The organism is Bradyrhizobium sp. USDA 4353 (assembly GCF_054063215.1).
In genome coordinates this window covers 517,164-535,060 of sequence record NZ_JBSSGB010000001.1, presented here as the reverse complement: position 1 = coordinate 535,060, position 17,897 = coordinate 517,164, and the positions used below count along the sequence as shown (strand labels likewise).

Annotated in this window: 18 protein-coding genes; 11 read left to right on the top strand and 7 right to left on the bottom strand. The window is 62.8% G+C overall.

Annotated features, from left to right (window positions below):
• Positions 1–51: 51 nt before the first annotated feature.
• Positions 52–750 carry a pirin family protein gene (locus tag ACVILH_RS02475; RefSeq protein ID WP_006611357.1) on the bottom strand — a complete coding sequence of 233 codons (699 nt, stop codon included), beginning with the start codon at positions 748–750 and terminating at the stop codon, positions 52–54.
• A 129-nt stretch (positions 751–879) separates the two neighbouring features.
• Between ACVILH_RS02475 and ACVILH_RS02470 the strand changes: the two genes are divergently transcribed.
• A complete protein-coding gene (locus ACVILH_RS02470) occupies positions 880–1,788 on the top strand; it encodes a LysR family transcriptional regulator (RefSeq protein WP_456711460.1) in 909 nt (302 codons plus the stop codon).
• A 13-nt stretch (positions 1,789–1,801) separates the two neighbouring features.
• Here the strand turns inward: ACVILH_RS02470 and ACVILH_RS02465 are convergent, their stop codons facing one another.
• Both ACVILH_RS02465 and ACVILH_RS02460 read right to left on the bottom strand, forming a co-directional pair.
• Positions 1,802–2,269, bottom strand: a complete 468-nt coding sequence (locus ACVILH_RS02465) for a YbaK/EbsC family protein (RefSeq protein WP_456711459.1) — start codon at positions 2,267–2,269, stop codon at positions 1,802–1,804.
• A 14-nt stretch (positions 2,270–2,283) separates the two neighbouring features.
• Positions 2,284–3,168, bottom strand: a complete 885-nt coding sequence (locus ACVILH_RS02460; RefSeq protein ID WP_456711458.1) for an amidohydrolase family protein — start codon at positions 3,166–3,168, stop codon at positions 2,284–2,286.
• 266 nt (positions 3,169–3,434) lie between these two features.
• On the opposite strand from ACVILH_RS02460, the gene ykgO reads away from it, so the two are divergent.
• The 3 genes from ykgO to ACVILH_RS02445 all read left to right on the top strand — a co-directional run bounded on the left by ykgO (position 3,435) and on the right by ACVILH_RS02445 (position 4,638).
• A complete protein-coding gene (gene ykgO / locus ACVILH_RS02455) occupies positions 3,435–3,560 on the top strand; it encodes a type B 50S ribosomal protein L36 (RefSeq protein ID WP_006611362.1) in 126 nt (41 codons plus the stop codon).
• Positions 3,561–3,647: 87 nt separating this feature from the next.
• Complete coding sequence (locus ACVILH_RS02450) at positions 3,648–4,277, top strand: tetratricopeptide repeat protein (RefSeq protein WP_456711457.1); 630 nt, start codon at positions 3,648–3,650, stop codon at positions 4,275–4,277.
• A 103-nt stretch (positions 4,278–4,380) separates the two neighbouring features.
• On the top strand, positions 4,381–4,638 hold the full coding sequence (locus tag ACVILH_RS02445) for a hypothetical protein (RefSeq protein ID WP_006611364.1): 258 nt from the start codon (positions 4,381–4,383) through the stop codon (positions 4,636–4,638).
• A 40-nt stretch (positions 4,639–4,678) separates the two neighbouring features.
• Here the strand turns inward: ACVILH_RS02445 and ACVILH_RS02440 are convergent, their stop codons facing one another.
• Positions 4,679–4,861, bottom strand: coding sequence for a hypothetical protein (locus tag ACVILH_RS02440; protein ID WP_257170775.1), 183 nt, complete (start codon positions 4,859–4,861; stop codon positions 4,679–4,681).
• Between the two features lie 252 nt (positions 4,862–5,113).
• Here ACVILH_RS02440 and ACVILH_RS02435 point away from each other — a divergent pair, with 252 nt between their 5' ends.
• Positions 5,114–6,073: an alpha/beta fold hydrolase gene (locus ACVILH_RS02435; protein WP_456711456.1), complete on the top strand. Its 960-nt coding sequence runs from the start codon at positions 5,114–5,116 to the stop codon at positions 6,071–6,073.
• 59 nt (positions 6,074–6,132) lie between these two features.
• Here ACVILH_RS02435 and cycA read toward each other — a convergent pair whose 3' ends face one another.
• A complete protein-coding gene (gene cycA, locus ACVILH_RS02430) occupies positions 6,133–6,528 on the bottom strand; it encodes a cytochrome c-550 CycA (protein WP_006611367.1) in 396 nt (131 codons plus the stop codon).
• A 211-nt stretch (positions 6,529–6,739) separates the two neighbouring features.
• Here cycA and ACVILH_RS02425 point away from each other — a divergent pair, with 211 nt between their 5' ends.
• Together ACVILH_RS02425 and ACVILH_RS02420 are read left to right on the top strand one after the other, a co-directional pair.
• Positions 6,740–8,233 carry an FAD-linked oxidase C-terminal domain-containing protein gene (locus tag ACVILH_RS02425; RefSeq protein WP_456711455.1) on the top strand — a complete coding sequence of 498 codons (1,494 nt, stop codon included), beginning with the start codon at positions 6,740–6,742 and terminating at the stop codon, positions 8,231–8,233.
• A gap of 1,087 nt (positions 8,234–9,320) precedes the next feature.
• Entirely contained in the window at positions 9,321–9,902 is a 582-nt protein-coding gene (locus ACVILH_RS02420; protein ID WP_456711454.1) for a hypothetical protein, read from the top strand.
• A gap of 27 nt (positions 9,903–9,929) precedes the next feature.
• Here the strand turns inward: ACVILH_RS02420 and ACVILH_RS02415 are convergent, their stop codons facing one another.
• Together ACVILH_RS02415 and ACVILH_RS02410 are read right to left on the bottom strand one after the other, a co-directional pair.
• The gene (locus ACVILH_RS02415) at positions 9,930–11,381 is read right to left on the bottom strand and encodes an argonaute/piwi family protein (protein ID WP_456711453.1); all 1,452 of its coding nucleotides are present in this window, start codon (positions 11,379–11,381) and stop codon (positions 9,930–9,932) included.
• Positions 11,378–12,700, bottom strand: a complete 1,323-nt coding sequence (locus ACVILH_RS02410) for a DUF4365 domain-containing protein (protein ID WP_456711452.1) — start codon at positions 12,698–12,700, stop codon at positions 11,378–11,380. Before ACVILH_RS02410 ends, ACVILH_RS02415 begins: the two co-directional genes overlap by 4 nt.
• A gap of 494 nt (positions 12,701–13,194) precedes the next feature.
• On the opposite strand from ACVILH_RS02410, the gene ACVILH_RS02405 reads away from it, so the two are divergent.
• From ACVILH_RS02405 to ACVILH_RS02390, 4 genes are all read left to right on the top strand, one after another.
• The gene (locus ACVILH_RS02405) at positions 13,195–14,433 is read left to right on the top strand and encodes an FAD-binding protein (protein ID WP_456711451.1); all 1,239 of its coding nucleotides are present in this window, start codon (positions 13,195–13,197) and stop codon (positions 14,431–14,433) included.
• Positions 14,430–15,752 (top strand): glycolate oxidase subunit GlcF, encoded by a 1,323-nt coding sequence (glcF, locus tag ACVILH_RS02400; protein WP_456711450.1) that lies wholly within the window; start codon positions 14,430–14,432, stop codon positions 15,750–15,752. Before ACVILH_RS02405 ends, glcF begins: the two co-directional genes overlap by 4 nt.
• 73 nt (positions 15,753–15,825) lie before the next feature.
• Positions 15,826–16,290 (top strand): hypothetical protein, encoded by a 465-nt coding sequence (locus ACVILH_RS02395; RefSeq protein ID WP_456711449.1) that lies wholly within the window; start codon positions 15,826–15,828, stop codon positions 16,288–16,290.
• A gap of 430 nt (positions 16,291–16,720) precedes the next feature.
• Positions 16,721–17,722, top strand: coding sequence for a TorF family putative porin (locus ACVILH_RS02390; protein ID WP_456711448.1), 1,002 nt, complete (start codon positions 16,721–16,723; stop codon positions 17,720–17,722).
• Positions 17,723–17,897: the final 175 nt, after the last annotated feature.

Here is a 17,897-nt window from a genome sequence, read left to right as displayed (position 1 = left end):
GATGAGAAAGATGGTCGCGGTCGGATCGTCGACCGCGACCGTGACAAACGATTAGGCGGCGTCGACCAGCACCAGCTCGGAATCTTCGAGCGCGGTGATCTTCAGCGTGGCTTCGTCGCGGATGGCAGCGCCGTCGCGGGCGTTCACACGGACGCCGTTGACCTCGACGCTGCCGGCGGCGGGCACAAGATAGATATGGCGGGCCTTGTCGGCCGTATACTCCGCGGTCTCGCCGGCCTTCAGCGTGGTGCCGAGCACGCGCGCCTTGGCGCGGATCGGCAGCGCGTCGGCGTCATCGGCAAAGCCAGAGGCGAGCGTGACCAGCTTGCCGGAGCGGTCCGACTTCGGGAACGGCTTGGCGCCCCAGGTCGGCTGGCCGCCGTCGGTGGTCGGCTCGATCCAGATCTGGAAAATGCGCGTCGTGGTCGGCTCGAGATTGTACTCGGAGTGCCGAATGCCGCTGCCGGCGCTCATCACCTGGACGTCGCCGGCTTCGGTGCGGCCTTTGTTGCCAAGGCTGTCCTGATGCGTGATCGCGCCTTCGCGGACGTAAGTAATGATCTCCATGTTCCGATGCGGATGCGCCGGGAAGCCGGTGTTCGGCGCGATCTCGTCGTCGTTCCAGACGCGCAGGGCGCCATGGCCCATGTTGCTGGGGTCGTAATAGCTCGCGAACGAGAAATGGTGCTTGGCCTTCAGCCAGCCGTGGTCGGCGCCGCCCAGCGCCGCAAAGGGCTTCAGTTCGATCATGGGTCTGCTCCTGTGGTTGCGACGGTCGGCTAGGGCCGCCGCGCTGTTGGGCATTGGAATAGACCGGGAACCGGAGTATAGAAATAGAAACTGTTGAAACCTATTGTTTCCGAAAATGAGACCAAGCTGATGGCGCGACTCCCGGATTTCGAGGCAATGGCGATCTTCGCCAAGGTCGTCGAGCTGCGCTCCTTTGCGGGCGCGGCGCAGGAGCTGAGCCTGTCCAAGGCCTCCGTCTCCAAGGCCGTGAGCCGGCTGGAGGAGCGGCTGGGCACGCGACTGTTCAATCGCACCTCCCGGCGCCTGGCGCTCACCGATGCCGGTCAGCGCCTCTCCGAGCGCGCCGCGCAACTGCTGGCCGATGGCGAGGCCGCGGAGACCGAGGCGCTGGCGCAGTCGCTGACGCCGCGCGGGCTGGTGCGCTTCGCGGTGCCGATGACGTTCGGGGTCAAAAAGATCGCGCCGCTGCTGCCGGCCTTCCTCGAGCAGTATCCGGAGGTCTCGATCGACCTGCACATGAGCGACGCGACCGTCGATCTCATCGGCGAGGGCTTCGATCTCGCGCTCCGCATCGCGCGGCTGCCGGACTCCTCGCTGGTCGCAAGACGGCTTTGCTCGATGCCGCGCTACACGGTGGCGGCGCCGTCCTATCTGAAGCGGAACGGGCGGCCGACGCATCCGATGCATCTCGCCGAGCACAAATGCTTCGGCTATGCCTATCTCTCCACCGCCGGCGTCTGGCACTACACCAATGCGGCCGGCGAGCAGGCGAGCGTGCGGCCAGCGGGGCAGTTGCGGGTCAACAATGGCGAGGCATTGCTGCCGGCGGTGTTGGCTGGGCTCGGCATTGCCGATTTGCCGGACTTCATCGTGGGCGATGCGATCGCGTCGGGCGAGGTCGAGGTGGTGCTGAAGGGCTGGAGCCAGCCAGAGGGGGCGATGCATCTGGTGATGCCGCCCGGCGGGCCGCGGCCGGCACGGGTCGAGGTGCTCTCGGAGTTTCTGGTCAGGGAGCTCGCGAAAGCAAAGAAGCGGTGATCGCCTGCGCCGCTCAGGCCTGCACCTCGCAGACGTCGACCCATTCGGCTCCCGTCAGCTCGGCCATCCGCTCCGGCGTGATCTTCACGGCGCTGTGAGTCGAGCCCGCCGCCGGCACGACGATGTCGAACGCCTTCAGCGAGAGATCGCAATACACCGGCAGCGGCGATTTCAAGCCGAACGGGCAGACGCCGCCGACCTCGTGTCCCGTGATATCGGCGACCTCGTCGAGGCCGAGCATCTTCGGCTTGCCGCCGAACAGCGCCTTGACCTTCTTGTTGTCCATCCGCGCGTGGCCGGCCGCGACAATGAGAATCACGCGGTCGCCGACGCGCAACGATAATGTCTTGGCGATGCGTGCGGGCTCGACGCCATAGGCCTCCGCCGCGAGCGCGACGGTGGCCGAGCTCTGGGCGGAGACGAGGACCTCGATGTCGGGGGCCTTTGCGGCGAAGAACGCGCGGACGGAGTCAAGGCTCATGCTGGCTTACGATCTCAGATCCCGAGCAGCTTGCGCGCGTTGGCCTTCAGCACTTTCGGCCGGATCTCCTCGCGGATGTCCAGCTTGGCGAAATCGGCCAGCCAGCGGTCGGGCGTGATCACCGGCCAGTCCGAGCCGAACAGCATCTTGTCCTGCAAAATCGAGTTGATGTAGCGGACCAGGATCGGCGGGAAGTATTTCGGCGACCAGCCCGAGAGGTCGATATAGACGTTCGGCTTGTGGGTCGCGACCGACAGCGCCTCTTCCTGCCAGGGGAAGGAGGGGTGGGCGAGGATGATCTTGAGGTCCGGGAAATCGGCCGCCACGTCGTCCATGTACATCGGGTTCGAGTATTTCAGCCGCATGCCCATGCCGCCCGGCATGCCCGAGCCGACGCCGGTCTGGCCGGTGTGGAACAGCGCGATCGCGCCGCCCTCGTTGATCGCCTCATAGAGCGGGTAGGCGAGGCGGTCATTGGCGTAGAAGCCCTGCATGGTCGGGTGAAACTTGAAGCCGCGGACGCCATAATCCTCGATCAGCTTGCGCGCCTCGCGCACGCCGAGCTTGCCCTTGTGCGGATCGATCGAGACGAAGGGGATCAGGACGTCGAGATGGTCCGAGGCGACCTCGAGCATCTCGTAATTGTTGTAGCGGCGGAAGCCGGTCTCGCGCTCGGCATCGACCGGGAAAATCACGGCCGCGATGTTCTTCGAGCGGTAATAGGCCGCGGTCTCCGGCACGGTCGGCGGGTGCTTGTGCGGCGACTTGAAGTACTCGGCCATCTGGGCCTGGAAATCGTCATAGCCGTCATCGGCATGCATGCCGCACGGCTCCTCGGCATGGGTGTGGATGTCGATGGCGACGACGTCGTCGATCTTGGGCAGAGCGAGCTTTGGCATGGGCGTTCCCGGCGTTCGGTTTTTGGCTTTGTGAAATTGATTATACCATATAACGAATTTGGCAATCGCCAATAGTTCGACGGCCGAGGTTCCCCCGCCGCCTCCAGCGCAGGCTCTGTTGAAGCCGCCGCCTCAATCGTTGACATCGCCTAAGTCGGTGGTTAGAAACCGGCCACTCCGGGCGGCTTGGTCGCTTGCGGAAATCCCTTTCTATTTGCCACGTCCGGCCTGTCCAACACGGCCTTTCGAACGTATCAGGATGTCCCATGAAGGTCCGTAACTCGCTGAAGTCGCTGCGTGGCCGCCATCGCGCCAACCGTCTGGTTCGCCGCAAGGGCCGCGTCTACGTGATCAACAAGGTCCAGCGCCGCTTCAAGGCCCGCCAGGGCTGATTGAGCCCGGTTCTGCACAGCCTGCTCACAGGTCTTTGACGCGCGCTCTGCTTTGCAGGGCGCGCTTTCTGCGTTTAGACTTGGCGCATGGCAAAGCGCTCCTCCCTGGCGATTCTGCTCGCCGCCTCCGTCATCTGCATACCGCACCTCGCCTTCGCGCAGGGTGAGCCTCGATCGGGCGCCAAGCCAAAACCCCCGGAAGCGCCGTCCAAGCTGCCGAAAGTCGGCGCCGACAAGACCAAGGGGCTGGATTTCCTGTTCGGCGCCCTGAAGGCCGCGCCCGACGAGATCAGCGCCAAGCATGTCGAGGCCCGGATCTGGGCGATCTGGCTGCAGACCCCGAGCGATACCGTCGCGCTCTTGATGGCGCGCTCCAAGGCCGCGATGGACGCGAAGCAGAACGAGGTCGCGCTCAAGCTGCTCGATTCCGTCATCAAGCTCCGCCCGGACTATGTCGAAGCCTGGAACCGCCGGGCGACGATCTACTATCTCCAGAACGACTATGGCCGCTCGCTCGCCGACATCCAGCAGGTGCTTGTGAGGGAGCCGCGGCACTTCGGCGCGCTCGCCGGTCTCGGCATGATCATGCAGGACCTCGGCGAGGAAAAGCGGGCGCTGGATGCCTTCCGCAAGGCGCTCGAGGTCAATCCGCACCTCGACAAGGTGCCGGAGCTGGTCAAAACCCTGACCGAGAAGGTCGAGGGCCGCGACATCTAGGCTTAACGGCCGGTTAACCCTATCCGGACGGCCGTGCTTGCCGGGCGATCCACGCGATCCCAATTGCCGTTGACCGGACACAACTTGGCCAGGAGACGGCGCAATGCGGCGTGCAGTGCTGACGGCAGCGCTCGTGGGAATGACGGGTTTGGGAATGACGGCGACGGCCGCCTGGGCGGACGACCTGTTCTGGGTGGTGGGCAATCGCGCCACCGATCGCTGCGAGATCGTGACCAGCAACCCCGTCATCATCGGGGACATCTGGTTCGCATCGGGACCGTTCAAATCGAAGGACGACGCCAAGCTGGCGCGATCGACGATCAACGCATGCCCGAACAAGGACCTGACGCAGGAGGACTGACAGCAGGACTGATCGGCGCTATGCGCTCCGATCAGCCGGCTTAGTGAAACGCGGTGCTGCGGCGATCCGGCATGCCGTATTGCGCGGCTGCGGCATACAACTGCGCGATCTCGGCCTCGAGATGCTCGTTGACCAGCAGCAGCGCCTTCAGCGCGCCGCGGATATCGCCATTGCAGCTCGCGACGATCTCGTCGATCGCAGACTCGCTCGAACGAAAGCTCATCGGTAACCCCCTCCCAAAACACCAAACTAAACGCAGGGCCGGTCATCGCAGGTGACGTCTTGCAATGACCCAACCGGAAGTAATTCACGGTCATCAGCCGATTGCGAGGAAAAGTCCCGACCATGGTTATAAAATGGCCGACGACGCAGTGATGACAGGTTTCCAGGCCGAAACGACCGGGCAACGCCGCTGGATCTGCAACCCCCAGCCTTCGCGCCCGTAACTGTCTTTGTGACAGGCAGAAAACTCTCAATGATTTCAATGTTCTTAGTGGGCGCATTGGCCGTGCTCGCGCTGGTGACACGGGCTGGCGTGGCGGTGGTCGAGCGCCGCTATCCGCCCCAGGGACAGCCGATCGTTGTCAACGGCGCCACCATCAATCTTGTGGATATCGGTCCGCGCGACAGCCAAAAGCCTCCGCTGTTGCTCCTTCATGGCGCCAGCTCGAACCTCGAGGCGATGCGCAAGCCGCTCGGCGACATGCTGGCGGAGCGCCACCGGGTGCTGCTGGTCGACCGTCCCGGCCATGGCTGGAGCCCGCGCGAGCGTGCGGAGGATTCCACGCCCGCCGCGCAGGCCCGGATGCTCGACGAGGCGCTCGGCCGGCTCGGCACCGGGCCGGTGATCCTGGTGGTCCACTCCTGGAGCGGTGCGCTCGGCCTGCGCATGGCGCTGGACTTCCCGGATCGGGTCGCCGGCCTCGTGATGCTCGCGCCGGTCGCCTATCCCTGGCGCGGCGGGGTGGGGCAGTACAATGCGGCGGTGACGACCCCCGTGATCGGCCCGCTGCTGGCCCACACCATCACTTTGCCGCTCGGCCTGGCGCTGATGGGCCCCGGCGCCCGCGGCGTGTTTGCGCCGCAGCCAATGCCGGACGATTTCGTCGACCAGAGCGCGACGCCGCTGCTGCTGCGCCCGCGCGAATTCCTCGCCAATGCGCTCGACCTCGTCACCCTCAAGCAGGCTGTGATCGAGCAGGCGCCGCGCTATGGCGAGATCAAGGTCCCCGTCACGATCCTGGCCGGTGATGCCGACAAGACCGTCTACACCGACATCCACGCGCGGCGGCTGGCGCAGGTGCTGCCGCAGACCCGCCTGATCGTCGTGCCCGATCTCGGCCACATGGTCCAGAACGCCGTGCCGGAGCTCGTGACCGCCGAGGTCGACCGCATGGTCGGCGCGCTCACCGCGACGGAGGCGGTTGCGCCTTGAAAACGAAAAAGCCCCGGCGCGCGGCCGGGGCTTCGAGGGCGGAGCTGACGTCGCGCCGCTTACTGCTTCTGCTTGCCGTCCTTGTCGAACGACGACACGTAGGCCCAGAGATTGTTGATCTCGGTCTCGTTCTTGATGCCGGCGAAGGTCATCTTGGTGCCGGGGATCTTGGCCTTCGGATCCTTGATGTATTCCTTGAACACGGCCTCGTTCCAGGTGATGCCCGAGTTCTTGTTGGCTTCCGAATAATTGTAGTCCGGCACGGTGCCCGACTTGCGGCCGTCGAGACCGTTCAGTTCCGGACCAACCTTGTTCTTCGCACCTTCGCCGATCGCATGGCAGGGCAGGCACTTGTTGAAGGACGTCTTGCCGGCGGCGGCATCCTGCGCCAGTGCGGCCGTCGCCAGCGACGACGAGGCGAGGATGACGAGCGCGCTCAAAGTCAATTTCTTCATGGATCAGGCTCTGTGGGTTACGAGACAAGTCTGTGCGGAGGTTTGTTGCATGGCCTCCACGCTCACACAAGTCGCTCGGCGCGATCGGGTTCAGCAATATCGTCGCGATCTTTGCGCGGCCGCAAACAGCGAAAGCCGCGCGGCCGCCTACCCAAAGCGCCGCGGTTGTGGTTGATATGACGGTCGAAATCGACTTCAGGAGAGGCGCGCAATGGCGATCATGATGCCGGAGGCTGATTCTGCGGTGCTGGCGCGCCGCGGCGAAATCGTTGCTGCACTGCGTGTAATCGTGCCGGGCGAGGGCGTCATCGACAGCGCCGCGGAGATGCTTCCCTACGAGTCCGACGGTTTGATGGCGTACCGCCAGCCACCGATGGTCGTGGTGCTGCCGGAGACGACGGCACAAGTTTCGCAGGTTTTGAAGTACTGCCACACTCAAGGCATAAAAGTGGTGCCGCGCGGCTCCGGCACGTCGCTGTCCGGCGGTGCTCTGCCCTTGGCAGATGGCGTGCTGCTCGGGCTCGGCAAGTTCAAGCGCATCCGCGAGATCGATTTCGACAACCGCGTCGTCGTCACCGAGCCGGGAGTGACCAACCTCGCCATCAGCCAGGCGGTGGCGCATGCCGGCTTCTACTACGCGCCCGATCCGTCGTCGCAGATCGCCTGCTCGATCGGCGGCAATGTCGCGGAGAATTCCGGCGGCGTGCACTGCCTGAAATACGGCATGACCACCAACAACGTGCTCGGCTGCGAGCTCGTGCTGATGAATGGCGAGGTGTTGCGCATCGGAGGCAAGTGCACGGAGAACGCCGGCTATGACCTGATGGGCCTGATCACCGGCTCGGAGGGGCTGCTCGGCGTGGTCACCGAGGTCACCGTGCGCATCCTGCAAAAGCCGGAGACGGCGCGTGCGCTGATGGTCGGCTTCGCGGAGGTCGAGGCCGCCGGCGAATGCGTCGCCCGCATCATCGGCGCCGGCATCATTCCGGGCGGCATGGAGATGATGGACAAGCCCGCCATCCACGCCGCCGAGGCCTTCGTCCATGCCGGCTATCCGCTCGATGTCGAGGCGCTGCTGATCATCGAGCTCGACGGCCCCGGCGTCGAGGTCGACGAGCTGATCAGCCGCGTCGAGGCGATCGCGAACGGCTGCGGCTCGACCACCTGCCGGATTTCGACCTCCGAGGCCGAGCGCAATCTGTTCTGGGCCGGTCGCAAGGCGGCGTTCCCCGCGGTGGGGCGCATCTCGCCGGACTATCTCTGCATGGACGGCACCATCCCCCGCGGCGCGCTGCCCAAGGCCTTGGCGCGCATCCGCGAGCTGTCGGAGAAGTATCAGCTCGGCTGCGCCAACGTCTTCCATGCCGGCGACGGCAATCTGCATCCCCTCATCCTCTACGACGCCAACAAGCCCGGCGAGATGGAGCGCGCCGAAGCCTTCGGCGCCGACATCCTGCGCTGCTGCGTCGAGCTCGGCGGCGTCCTCACCGGCGAGCACGGCGTCGGCATCGAGAAGCGCGATTTGATGCCGGACATGTTCACCGAGATCGACCTCAACCAGCAGCAGCGCGTGAAATGTGCGTTCGACAGCCAGGGGCTGTTGAACCCGGGCAAGGTGTTTCCGACGCTGCATCGGTGTGCGGAGTTGGGGCGGATGCACGTGCACGCGGGCAAGCTGGCGTTCCCGGATCTGCCGCGGTTCTGAGGCGCGCAGACCTCTCCACGCCGTCATTGCGAGGCGCCCTTGCGCCGAAGCAATCCAGGGGCGTGGGCGGGACTCTGGATTGCTTCCGCCTTCGCTCTTCGAGCTTCGGCGGACACGTCGCTGCGCTCGCAATAACGGCGGAGAGAGCCCGACGCCACATCCGCCCGATCACGCAGCGACGAGATCGTAGGGTGGGCAAAGCGACGCCGAAAGGCGGCGCGTGCCCACCGTCCATCAGCGCGTCGCGCGGCAAGACGGTGGGCACGGCGCCACTGCGATCCCGCGTGAGGAGAGCTCAGTACTTCGCCTTTGCCCACCCTACAGCTCCGTCGTTTATCTCCCTCCTCTCCATGAACACGCCTCTCGGCGTGTTCATGGTCGGTGTGCAGGACCCCGTTGGGTGCAAGACCCTCATTGTGAGGAGGCGCGCGCCCGTCCGCGCATGAGAGCAAATAACGACCTCCGCGCGCCGTCTCGAACCATGAGGCCCCAACAGCCAGCTCCTCCGCGTGAGATTCATCTGTTCGTCGCAACTGCACCAGACATGACCTCGCAGCCCCGCGGCGTCCTCCGCCCAGGTGATGCGTCCGTCTGCCCTCCAAATCCAATCGAGAGGGCGCAGGGAATGCCGGGTGAAGGCCTCACCCATGGCCCGCCTGCAACAAAAAAGCAGGCGGCAGTCACCACAGGTTCAGCCGAACATCCGGCATTCCCCGCGTGGCGGTCTTAACGCTTATACGTGCTCGCCCCGGGGATCGGCTGTCTTGTCCCCGTCGCCGACGCGACGCGCGAAAGGCGTCATCGCCGGCTTGACCTCAGCACCGGGAGGCCAGGCCCACACGATTTCGCGTCCGCATCGGATTCGTTCGTCGGCGCGGCACGAAGCCACGCTGCGACCCGACACGGCCACCACATCCCCACCCCACGTATCGTGACGACCGCGCGTACGCCCCTCTCGGAGGGGTGAGTCGGGGGGAGTATGGCATGGAATTCGGAAAAGCGAAAGATAAATTTGTGGTTCGGGCGTGCGCTCGAATTTGAGAGTACAAAGGAATAGAGTCTACCTCGGACGCAGGGGAGCCGACCCATGTTCTATATCAAGACGAATCGAGGATGGAAGCCGCTTCACAAACTGCACTATGAAATTGCTAAATCTTGGCGAGAGCGCGGATTGAATGTCGAAGAACACGTAGCGGGGTTGGACGCCTGTGATACTTGGGTTAGCGATCGGTTCTACGACTACTGGGATGCAAGAGATCGTCTTTTCTATGGTGCAAGGCACAGAGCTAAGAAGTACTCGATCAAGTTCGATATCACCAGGTTAGATTTCGATATTCCAAAGGAGTGTCCACTTCGTCGCGTTCCGCTAGCTGTCGGCAAAGGCCAGCACACGGAGAATTCTCCAACGCTCGACCGAAAAGATCCGCGCCTTGGTTACGTCAAGGGTAATGTCTGGGTCATCTCGCACAAAGCAAATCGGCTGAAAGGTGATCTCACTCCCAATGAACTAAAGCTACTTTGCGAAAATGTCCTTGCGCTAGATTGGGTTGCTTGGACCAGCGAGGATGAGCAGGAATTGCAGAAAGTGCGGTTGAGTTGGAAGCAAAAAATGAACGAGAGTCAAAAGTCGAGGTGGTGGGATATTTGGGGAAGGCAAAACGCGAAGTGAACCAAGATTAAATGCAAGATGGTGCTCCTAGATGTACTTCCGGTAATCCGACACGACGAAGTCGTCAGTAACATATTTCAAGACCTCGCCTACCGCTCGCGATGCCCTAATAGGGATAGGTAGCTTCTGATTGATTTGAGTCGAGTTCCAGTTGATTTTTGTCAGAGAGAAAATTTCGTCAGCGAGTTGCGCGACGGTGCTATCGCTCCGTTCATGAGGGCAGATAAGGAGTGGCCTCGGGTCGTATTGTCCCGGGTACGTGCCATAGTAGGGGATGCTGCCGTTTGTGTAGAGCAATCCCTTACCGTCGAGCTCGACGAAAGTACCACGCAGTACAGGGTAGTTGCCGTCACGCAACACCTTAACTGACACGGACTCCTGAACCCAAACTAGATCACGGAGCTCAGCCCCAACTGCGTCGAGCGCCTCTATAATTCCTTCGGCTTCTTCGTTGCGAAATTTCGAAGTTTTCAGGACGATGATGCGTGCCGGATAATTCATATGATGCTGCTTGTAGGCAGCGAGTGCTTGATCAACCAAGTGGCGCGCATCTTCGCGCGTCATGTAGGGGTGCCTTCCCCGGCTCTCAGTGTGTGCGCGACGGCCTTTTAGAACAAAGCCGCGCCCGCGTTCATCGAACATTTGGGCCGCGCTTGTAAAGAGCTGCTGTCCCCCAACCTCACGATAAAAACTAATGCCTATATAGCAGGCGGAAAATTCTCCTTCCTTAGGGAGGCGCCGCCAAGGAATGCGACCGGTTCCCTTGTAGTAAACCGTAGTGAGCAGATTCCATGTGCGATCTGCCTGGTCCTGAATTTTTCGAACCGTGCTTTCTTTTATCTTGCGCGGAATTAGCGCCCTTTCGTCGAATACATCTTCCCACACTATTTGAGTGGGAAAGCTCAGCCGCATGGCCTTAGCTTTTAGCATTCCGCGGAAATTGGGTGCATCCGAGCCCCCGCTGTCGTCCTTTTCCGTCGTACCGCCCGAGTCGACCTTTGCATTCCAGACGCGCTCGATCAAGGAGACGGGGAGGGCGATTATAGCAACATCTGGCCGAGTGCTGCTCTCGTCCAGCGCCTGTAGTTGAGCAACAATTTCGTCCACGGCCAATTCAACGGCCTTCTCATTCAGCGGCTCTTTTCGAATCTTGTCGATGCGTGCTTGAGGCAGCGCGACAGTTTGAACAATTTCTAACTTGCACCGGAATGGATTTTTGTTCCCTAGTCCAGGGAAGTCGGGATGTAGATTAGGGTGCTTCTCCGTTTTGCCAGCCAGGCCCGCCGAAGCGGATTCCATAAACTTTTGAGCATCCTCGATCGTTTTCGTGCTTCCAACTACTGCTATCTTAATTAATTCGCCGAGCGGATACTGTAGCGGACCTGCCTCCAAAAGACCCAGGCGCGGATCGGGGTGGTGATGCTGATCGCCGAATTCTAGCTCGGGTTCGGGGAATATCGTTGTTTCAAAGCGCGTCATTTGAAGCTCATTGATGTCTGAGCGTCTTCGTCATCTTGCGCTGCCTTCTTCGAGGTAGACCATACATCTTCCGGTACACGGGTTGGTAGGCTGACCCTCGGAGGCTCGCCAAACCGAAGTCGAGGCTCGTTGCTAACTGCAGCGAAAAGGCCGCCTTCTGCTCTATCCTCTTGAGTCAGAAAGCGATGCCACATGATGACTTGCCCGCGCAGCGATGCGCTCTTATCCATCCGTTTTTTGCCGGCTAGCAGTGCCTGCGGATATGAATGTGGAATGAAGCCGTCGATCGTGAAAAAATAGGTTGGGGCTATGATGAGGAACCACTGATCGTAAAGGTGCTCGAATCGAGGAATGAACGCGTGGTGGCGAACAAAATCTACTCTTGTCTCGTCATTCTTGGCGCGTACAACGTTGACAACATCAGCGTCCGTCTTCTTCTTTGCGGATTCATAGAAAAAGGTACGCGAAGTGTTGCGATCAGTCGCTTTGAAGTAAAGCAGTCGCCTCTCTTTGTCCCAGCGTAGATCAGCGTAAGTCTGGTGGCGGAGCGTCTGACGCAGAAGGTGAGAAAATCTATTTCGTTCGTTCTCATCTTCATGGAAGGCGAGCAAGTGTGTCTCTATACCCTCAACCTGATCGTGATCAACTAATGCGCGACAGCAGGAGTTTCTTGGATCAGAAAACGACCAAAAGGTCCCAGCATTGATCACCCAATCGAAACGCGGCGGCTCGTCCCGGTCTAAAAGAATCGCGGCAGCTCGCCCTCCGGTGTACTGCGTCGTCGCAACAAAAACTTCCGCTGGCAAGCTAATCGGCAGGATATTGACCAGTGCGTCTTCGCCTCCTCCCAGAGGCGGCACGTAGTATCCGAAACCTGCCTTGGGCACTGTCAGCGATGCTAGGCGGTCGACTGAGTCTTTTGTCAGAGCGTCTCGCTGTTTATTGAAGCTCAAACGCCGCTCTTCCAGACCAACGCCAACCTTGATCTCTTGCCAGAAGAACGTCTCGTCGGACTGACGGTATAGGACGATGATAAGAGGCAGGTTCGTGCCTCTCCAATATTCGAGATCTTCGCCACGAAGAAGATACGTAAAGCCTTCGTCGTTTTCGGAGGTGTATTTGCCTGTCGCAGTCGCCTTCACTTGGACCGCGATCATTCGCGCTAGCGGCTTTCCTCGGTCCATAACCTCGGCGATGCCGTCGATGCCCGCTTCCAGGCGCGAACGACAGTCGAACTGAAAGCCGATATTTAAAAACTGCAGCCGCGCCGCCGCCTCACCGATCTCTCCTATGACTTGGCTGGGCGTGAGTTTTTTCATGTTCTCGATTGTAGAACAATCACAGAACATTTTCTACTTAAACTCTGGGTTGACTGTGGATATCGTCGGTTGAACCAGCGTTTGCGCCGCGCGGATTTATAGCGCGTAGGGCGGATTAGCCGAAGGCGTAATCCGCCGAGTGGCTCGAAAGGGCGGCGGGTTACGCTTCGCTAACCCGCCCTACGAACTACAAGTGCACCACCCGTGTGGCTGCCCCTCACCCCAACCCTCTCCCCGTGAAGGACGGGGAGAGGGAGCGCACTGCACGTGGGGTAACGGCCCGTGTCGCCTCGGCAGCGCTGCTGGTGAGTCTGCGGCCCAAAGCTCGAACGTTCCGCTCGACGCGTCGGTCGTTCCCTCCCATCCCCTTGTCCCCGCACGATCTTTTCGTCACCCCGGGCTGCCCTTTTCAGCCATCATGCTCTAGAACGAGTCCAACGCCGGTGGCCGCGCGTCGCGGCTGCCTTCATCATCAACAAGCAAGGCGAGCAGTGGTGGACGCCCTCAAAGTACGCAATGCGGCCGATGTGGAGGAGGTGGTCCGCGCGGCCATCGCCAGTGAGCAGCCGCTCGAGGTGATCGGGCATGGCTCGAAGCGCGGGATCGGGCAGGTGACGGCGACCAATGCCGTGCTCGACCTGTCGGCGCTGAGCGCGGTTGTCTCCTATGAGCCGAACGAGCTGATCATCACGGCGCAGGCCGGCGCCCCGCTCGGCGACCTCCTGTCGCTGATCGATTCGAAGAGCCAGCAATTCGCGTTCGATCCGATGGATACCGGGCCGCTGCTCGGAACCACGGGCCGGGGAACGCTGGGCGGGATGATCGCTTCGGGGCTGGCGGGGTCGCGGCGCGTCCGCGCCGGCGGGGTGCGGGATCATCTGCTCGGGGCGCATGCCGTCTCCGGCTTCGGCGAGAGCTTCAAGACCGGCGGCAAGGTGGTGAAGAACGTCACCGGCTATGACCTCTGCAAGCTGCTGGCGGGCTCCTGGGGCACGCTGGCGGTCATGACCGAAGCGACCTTGAAGGTGATGCCGCGGCCGGAGGCCGAGCGCACGCTGGTGCTGCGCGGGCTGGATGATCTCAAGGCCAACCAGGCGATGACGGCGGCGTTGGGCTCGCCGTTCGACGTGTCCGGCGCGGCGCATCTGCCGGCGTCGTCGCTGCGGCCTGATGTCGAGGGCTTGAGCGCGGCCGGCTCGCCGCGCGAGGCTGTGACGGTGGTCAGGCTGGAGGGCATCACGGCCTCGGCCGTGCATCGCGCGGGATCGCTCGCCAAGCTGCTGGCGCCGTTCGGCGCTGCCGATGTGGTTGCGGATGAGGCGTCGGCGGCGATCTGGAGCGCGGTGCGCGACGTCGTGCCGTTCGCGGCCCATGGCCAGCTCGGCGCCTGGACGGTGTGGCGGATCGTCTGCCCGCCGGTCTCCGGCGGCGCGCTCGGGCAGGCCTTGGCGCGCCAGACCGGCGGCGAGGTGATCTATGATTGGGGCGGCGGGCTGATCTGGGCGGCGCTGCCGCCGGCGGCCGACGGCTCGGCGAGCGTGGTGCGCAAGCTCGCAGGCGCCGCCGGCGGCCATGCCACCTTGCTGCGCGCCTTCGACGAGGTGCGCCAGGCGGTCGATGTGTTTCCCCCGCAGCCATCCGGCGTCGCCGCGCTGGAGGAGCGGGTTCGCGTGTCCTTCGATCCGAAGGCTGTTCTCAATCGTGGGCGGATGCGTCGGAGCGTTGCGTCATGAAGACCGAATTCACTTTGGCGCAGCTCGCCGATCCCGATATCGCGGTGGCCGACAAGATCCTGCGCGCCTGCGTGCACTGCGGCTTCTGCACCGCGACCTGTCCGACCTATGTGCTGCTCGGCGACGAGCTCGACAGTCCGCGCGGCCGCATCTACCTGATCAAGCAGATGCTGGAGAAGGAGCAGGCGCCGACCTCGGACGTGGTCAAGCATATCGATCGCTGCCTGTCGTGCCTGTCCTGCATGACGACCTGTCCCTCGGGGGTGCACTACATGCACCTGGTCGACCAGGCGCGGGTGCGGATCGAGGAGACGTATGAGCGGCCGCTGACCGACCGCTGGCTCCGGGCCGCGCTGGCCTACGTGCTGCCGCGGCCGCGCGCGTTTCGCTGGGCGATGACCCTGGCGCGGCTCGGCCGTCCCTTCAAGGCGCTGTTGCCGGCGTCGTCGCAGACCACGGGGCCCGCGCCGAGCCTGCTGCGCCGCCTCAGGGCGATGCTCGATCTCGCGCCCGCTGCGGCGCTGCCGCCGCCGGGACCCGCGGGGGGCAACGTGTTTGCCGCGCAGGGCGAGCGGCGCGGCCGCGTCGCGCTGCTGCAGGGCTGCGCGCAGCAAGCCTTGGCGCCGCGAATCAACCAGGCCGCGATCAACGTGCTGACGCGGCACGGCATCGAGGTGGTGCTGGTGAAGGACGAGCAATGCTGCGGTGCGCTCACCCATCACATGGGTCAGGACGACGACGCCACGGCGCGGGCGCGGGCGAATGTCGGCGTGTGGACGGCGGAGGCCGCGCGCGGCGGACTCGATGCGATCCTGGTGACGACGTCGGGCTGCGGCACCGTCATCAAGGACTACGGCCACATGCTGCGCGAGGACCCGCAATATGCAGCGCCGGCAGCTGCCGTCTCGGCGATGGCGAAGGACATCAGCGAGTATCTCGCCACGCTCGAGCTGAGCGCTCAGGCGAAGCATCACGACATCACCGTCGCCTATCACTCCGCATGCTCGCTGCAACATGGGCAGAAAATCACGAGCATTCCGAAAGAATTGCTTTCCAATTTCGGATTCGTGGTGAAAGATATACCGGAGAGTCATTTGTGTTGCGGTTCGGCGGGGACCTACAACATTCTCCAGCCTGACATTGCGATGAGACTGCGCGATCGCAAGGTCGCCAACATCGCGACGGTCAAGCCGGATGTGATCGCGGCAGGCAATATCGGCTGCATGATGCAGATTGCCAGCGGCACCGGCATCCCCGTCGTCCACACCGTTGAGCTTCTCGACTGGGCGACGGGCGGTCCGCGCCCAGGACTGAATTGACAGATGGGCGCGTGCGGTCTGCCGGCCCGTCCCGCCGGATGATCTGATCGCTCGGCGGCTACAGGAGGTTTCGATGGCGAAGGACAAGAAAGACAAAAAGGACAAGAAGAAGGACAAGAAAGAGAAGAAGCTGATGGCGCAGGCCAAGGCGGCCAAGGGCACGGCGAAGAAGTCTGCCAAGAAGGCCGGCAAGAAGGCCGGCAAGAAGGCGGACAAGAAAGCCGCGAAGAAGGCCGCCAAAGCTGCCAAGAAGGCTGCGAAGGCCCCCGCCAAGAAGGCGGTGAAGAAGGCCAAGGCGCCGGCGAAGAAGGCCGCTGCCAAGAAGGGCGCCGCCAAGAAGGCTCCGGCCAAGAAGGCTGCGAAGTCCGCTGCGAAGGCTCCCGCGGCGCCGAAGAAGAAGGCCGCCAAGAAGCGGGCGCCGAAGATGGCCCCGCTGGTCGAGACCCCCGAGGCGAGCGAGACCGCCGCCGAGACCAGCTGGGCGACCCCGAGCGCCGCCCCTGAGGCTCACGAAAGCGAGGAGGGGGCGGGCTCGTAAAGCTCAGCTCCGATCGTCTCCACCCCAGATTGATTCGACGAGGCCGCAGCGGCGACGCTTGCGGCCTCGTTGTTTTTTGGCGCGCGCTTCTGAAGCACGACACCCGAAAATCTACGGCCGCGCGAATCCGTGCCCCATAACGGGCGATTTTGATCGATGGGAGATCCCCCGAAAGCGGCCGATCGCACGCTCATGTGCACGGGAGAGGGCTCTTTCACACGCTAATTTGTTGTTCAATTGCAACACGCACTAACAACCTGCCGCAGAAAAAGCCAAAACGCCCAAAAAGGCGGCAGATGCCGCGCTTTTTTGCTTCACGTGCGGCGGCACCCTGTCACAAATTGCGTCCGGATGACGCAGTCGATCGTGTTGTGCCCTGGGGGGCCGGTCCGGGGTCGATGCTCGAAAATCAGGGTGATGGGGAATGCTCATGAAGAAGTTGGCCTTGTTGGCAACGGCGCTGGCAATGTTCTCGGGTTCGGCTTCGGCCGCTGACATGGCGGTGAAGGCTCTGAAGGCTCCTCCGGCTCCGGCGTTCGATCCCTGGGATATCGCGTTCGGTGGCGGCATCGTCAGCGACTACGTCTTCCGCGGCATCACCCAGTCCAACCACAAGCCGTCGGTGACGGCCTATTTCGAGCCGCGCTTCAACGTCAACAAGGACCTGCAGTTCTACGTCGGCGTGTCGGCGGAGAGCATCTCGTTCCCGAACCGCGCCGCGGCCGAGGTCGACATCTACGGCGGTATCCGCCCGACCTTCGGCGCCTTCGCCTTCGACATCGGCGTGTGGGGCTATCTGTATCCGGGCGGCACCTGCTACTACGGCGCTGCGACCGATACGGCCGGCCGTCCGCTCAGCGCCGAGTGCGCCACGAACTTCCTGGCGAACGCCAACGTGATCAAGAAGGACCTGTCGTTCTTCGAAGTCTACGGCAAGATGAACTACACGGTGAACGACAACTGGACGTTCGGCGTCACCGAATTCTACACCCCGAGCTTCCTGAACTCCGGCGCCTGGGGCAACTATGCCTCGATCACCGGCAAGTGGACGGCGCCGAGCACCACGTTCGGCTCCAGCGGCGTCGGCATGTATGTGTCGGGTGAGTTCGGCCGCCAGTGGCTGGGTACGTCTGACTCGTTCTATGGCGTGGTCAGCCCGCTCGGCAATTTCGCCAACGGCATCAAATACGCCGACTACAACACCTGGAACATCGGCGTCGGCTTCACCTACAAGGTCATGACTCTTGACCTGCGCTACTCCGACACCAACCTGTCGAAGGCGAGCTGCAACGCATTCACCAGCGACTTCACGGCCGGCGGAACGACCAACGTCAGCCCGATCAACCCGGGCGGCGCCGGCTCGAAGTGGTGCGGCGCGACCGGCATCGCCAAGCTCTCCTTCGACCTGACCGCGATGACCAACCTGAAGTAATAATCATCGCCAACGGCGGATCGAACGTCCAGCAAGGGCGGCAGAGCAATCTGCCGCCCTTCTGCTTTTGGTCTCTCGTTCCTCCCCGCCATGCCCCGGCTCGTCCGGGGCAAGCCAAGTCGTTCTCGGCAGGCCGAACGACGTGGATGGCCGGGACAAGCCCGGCCATGACGAC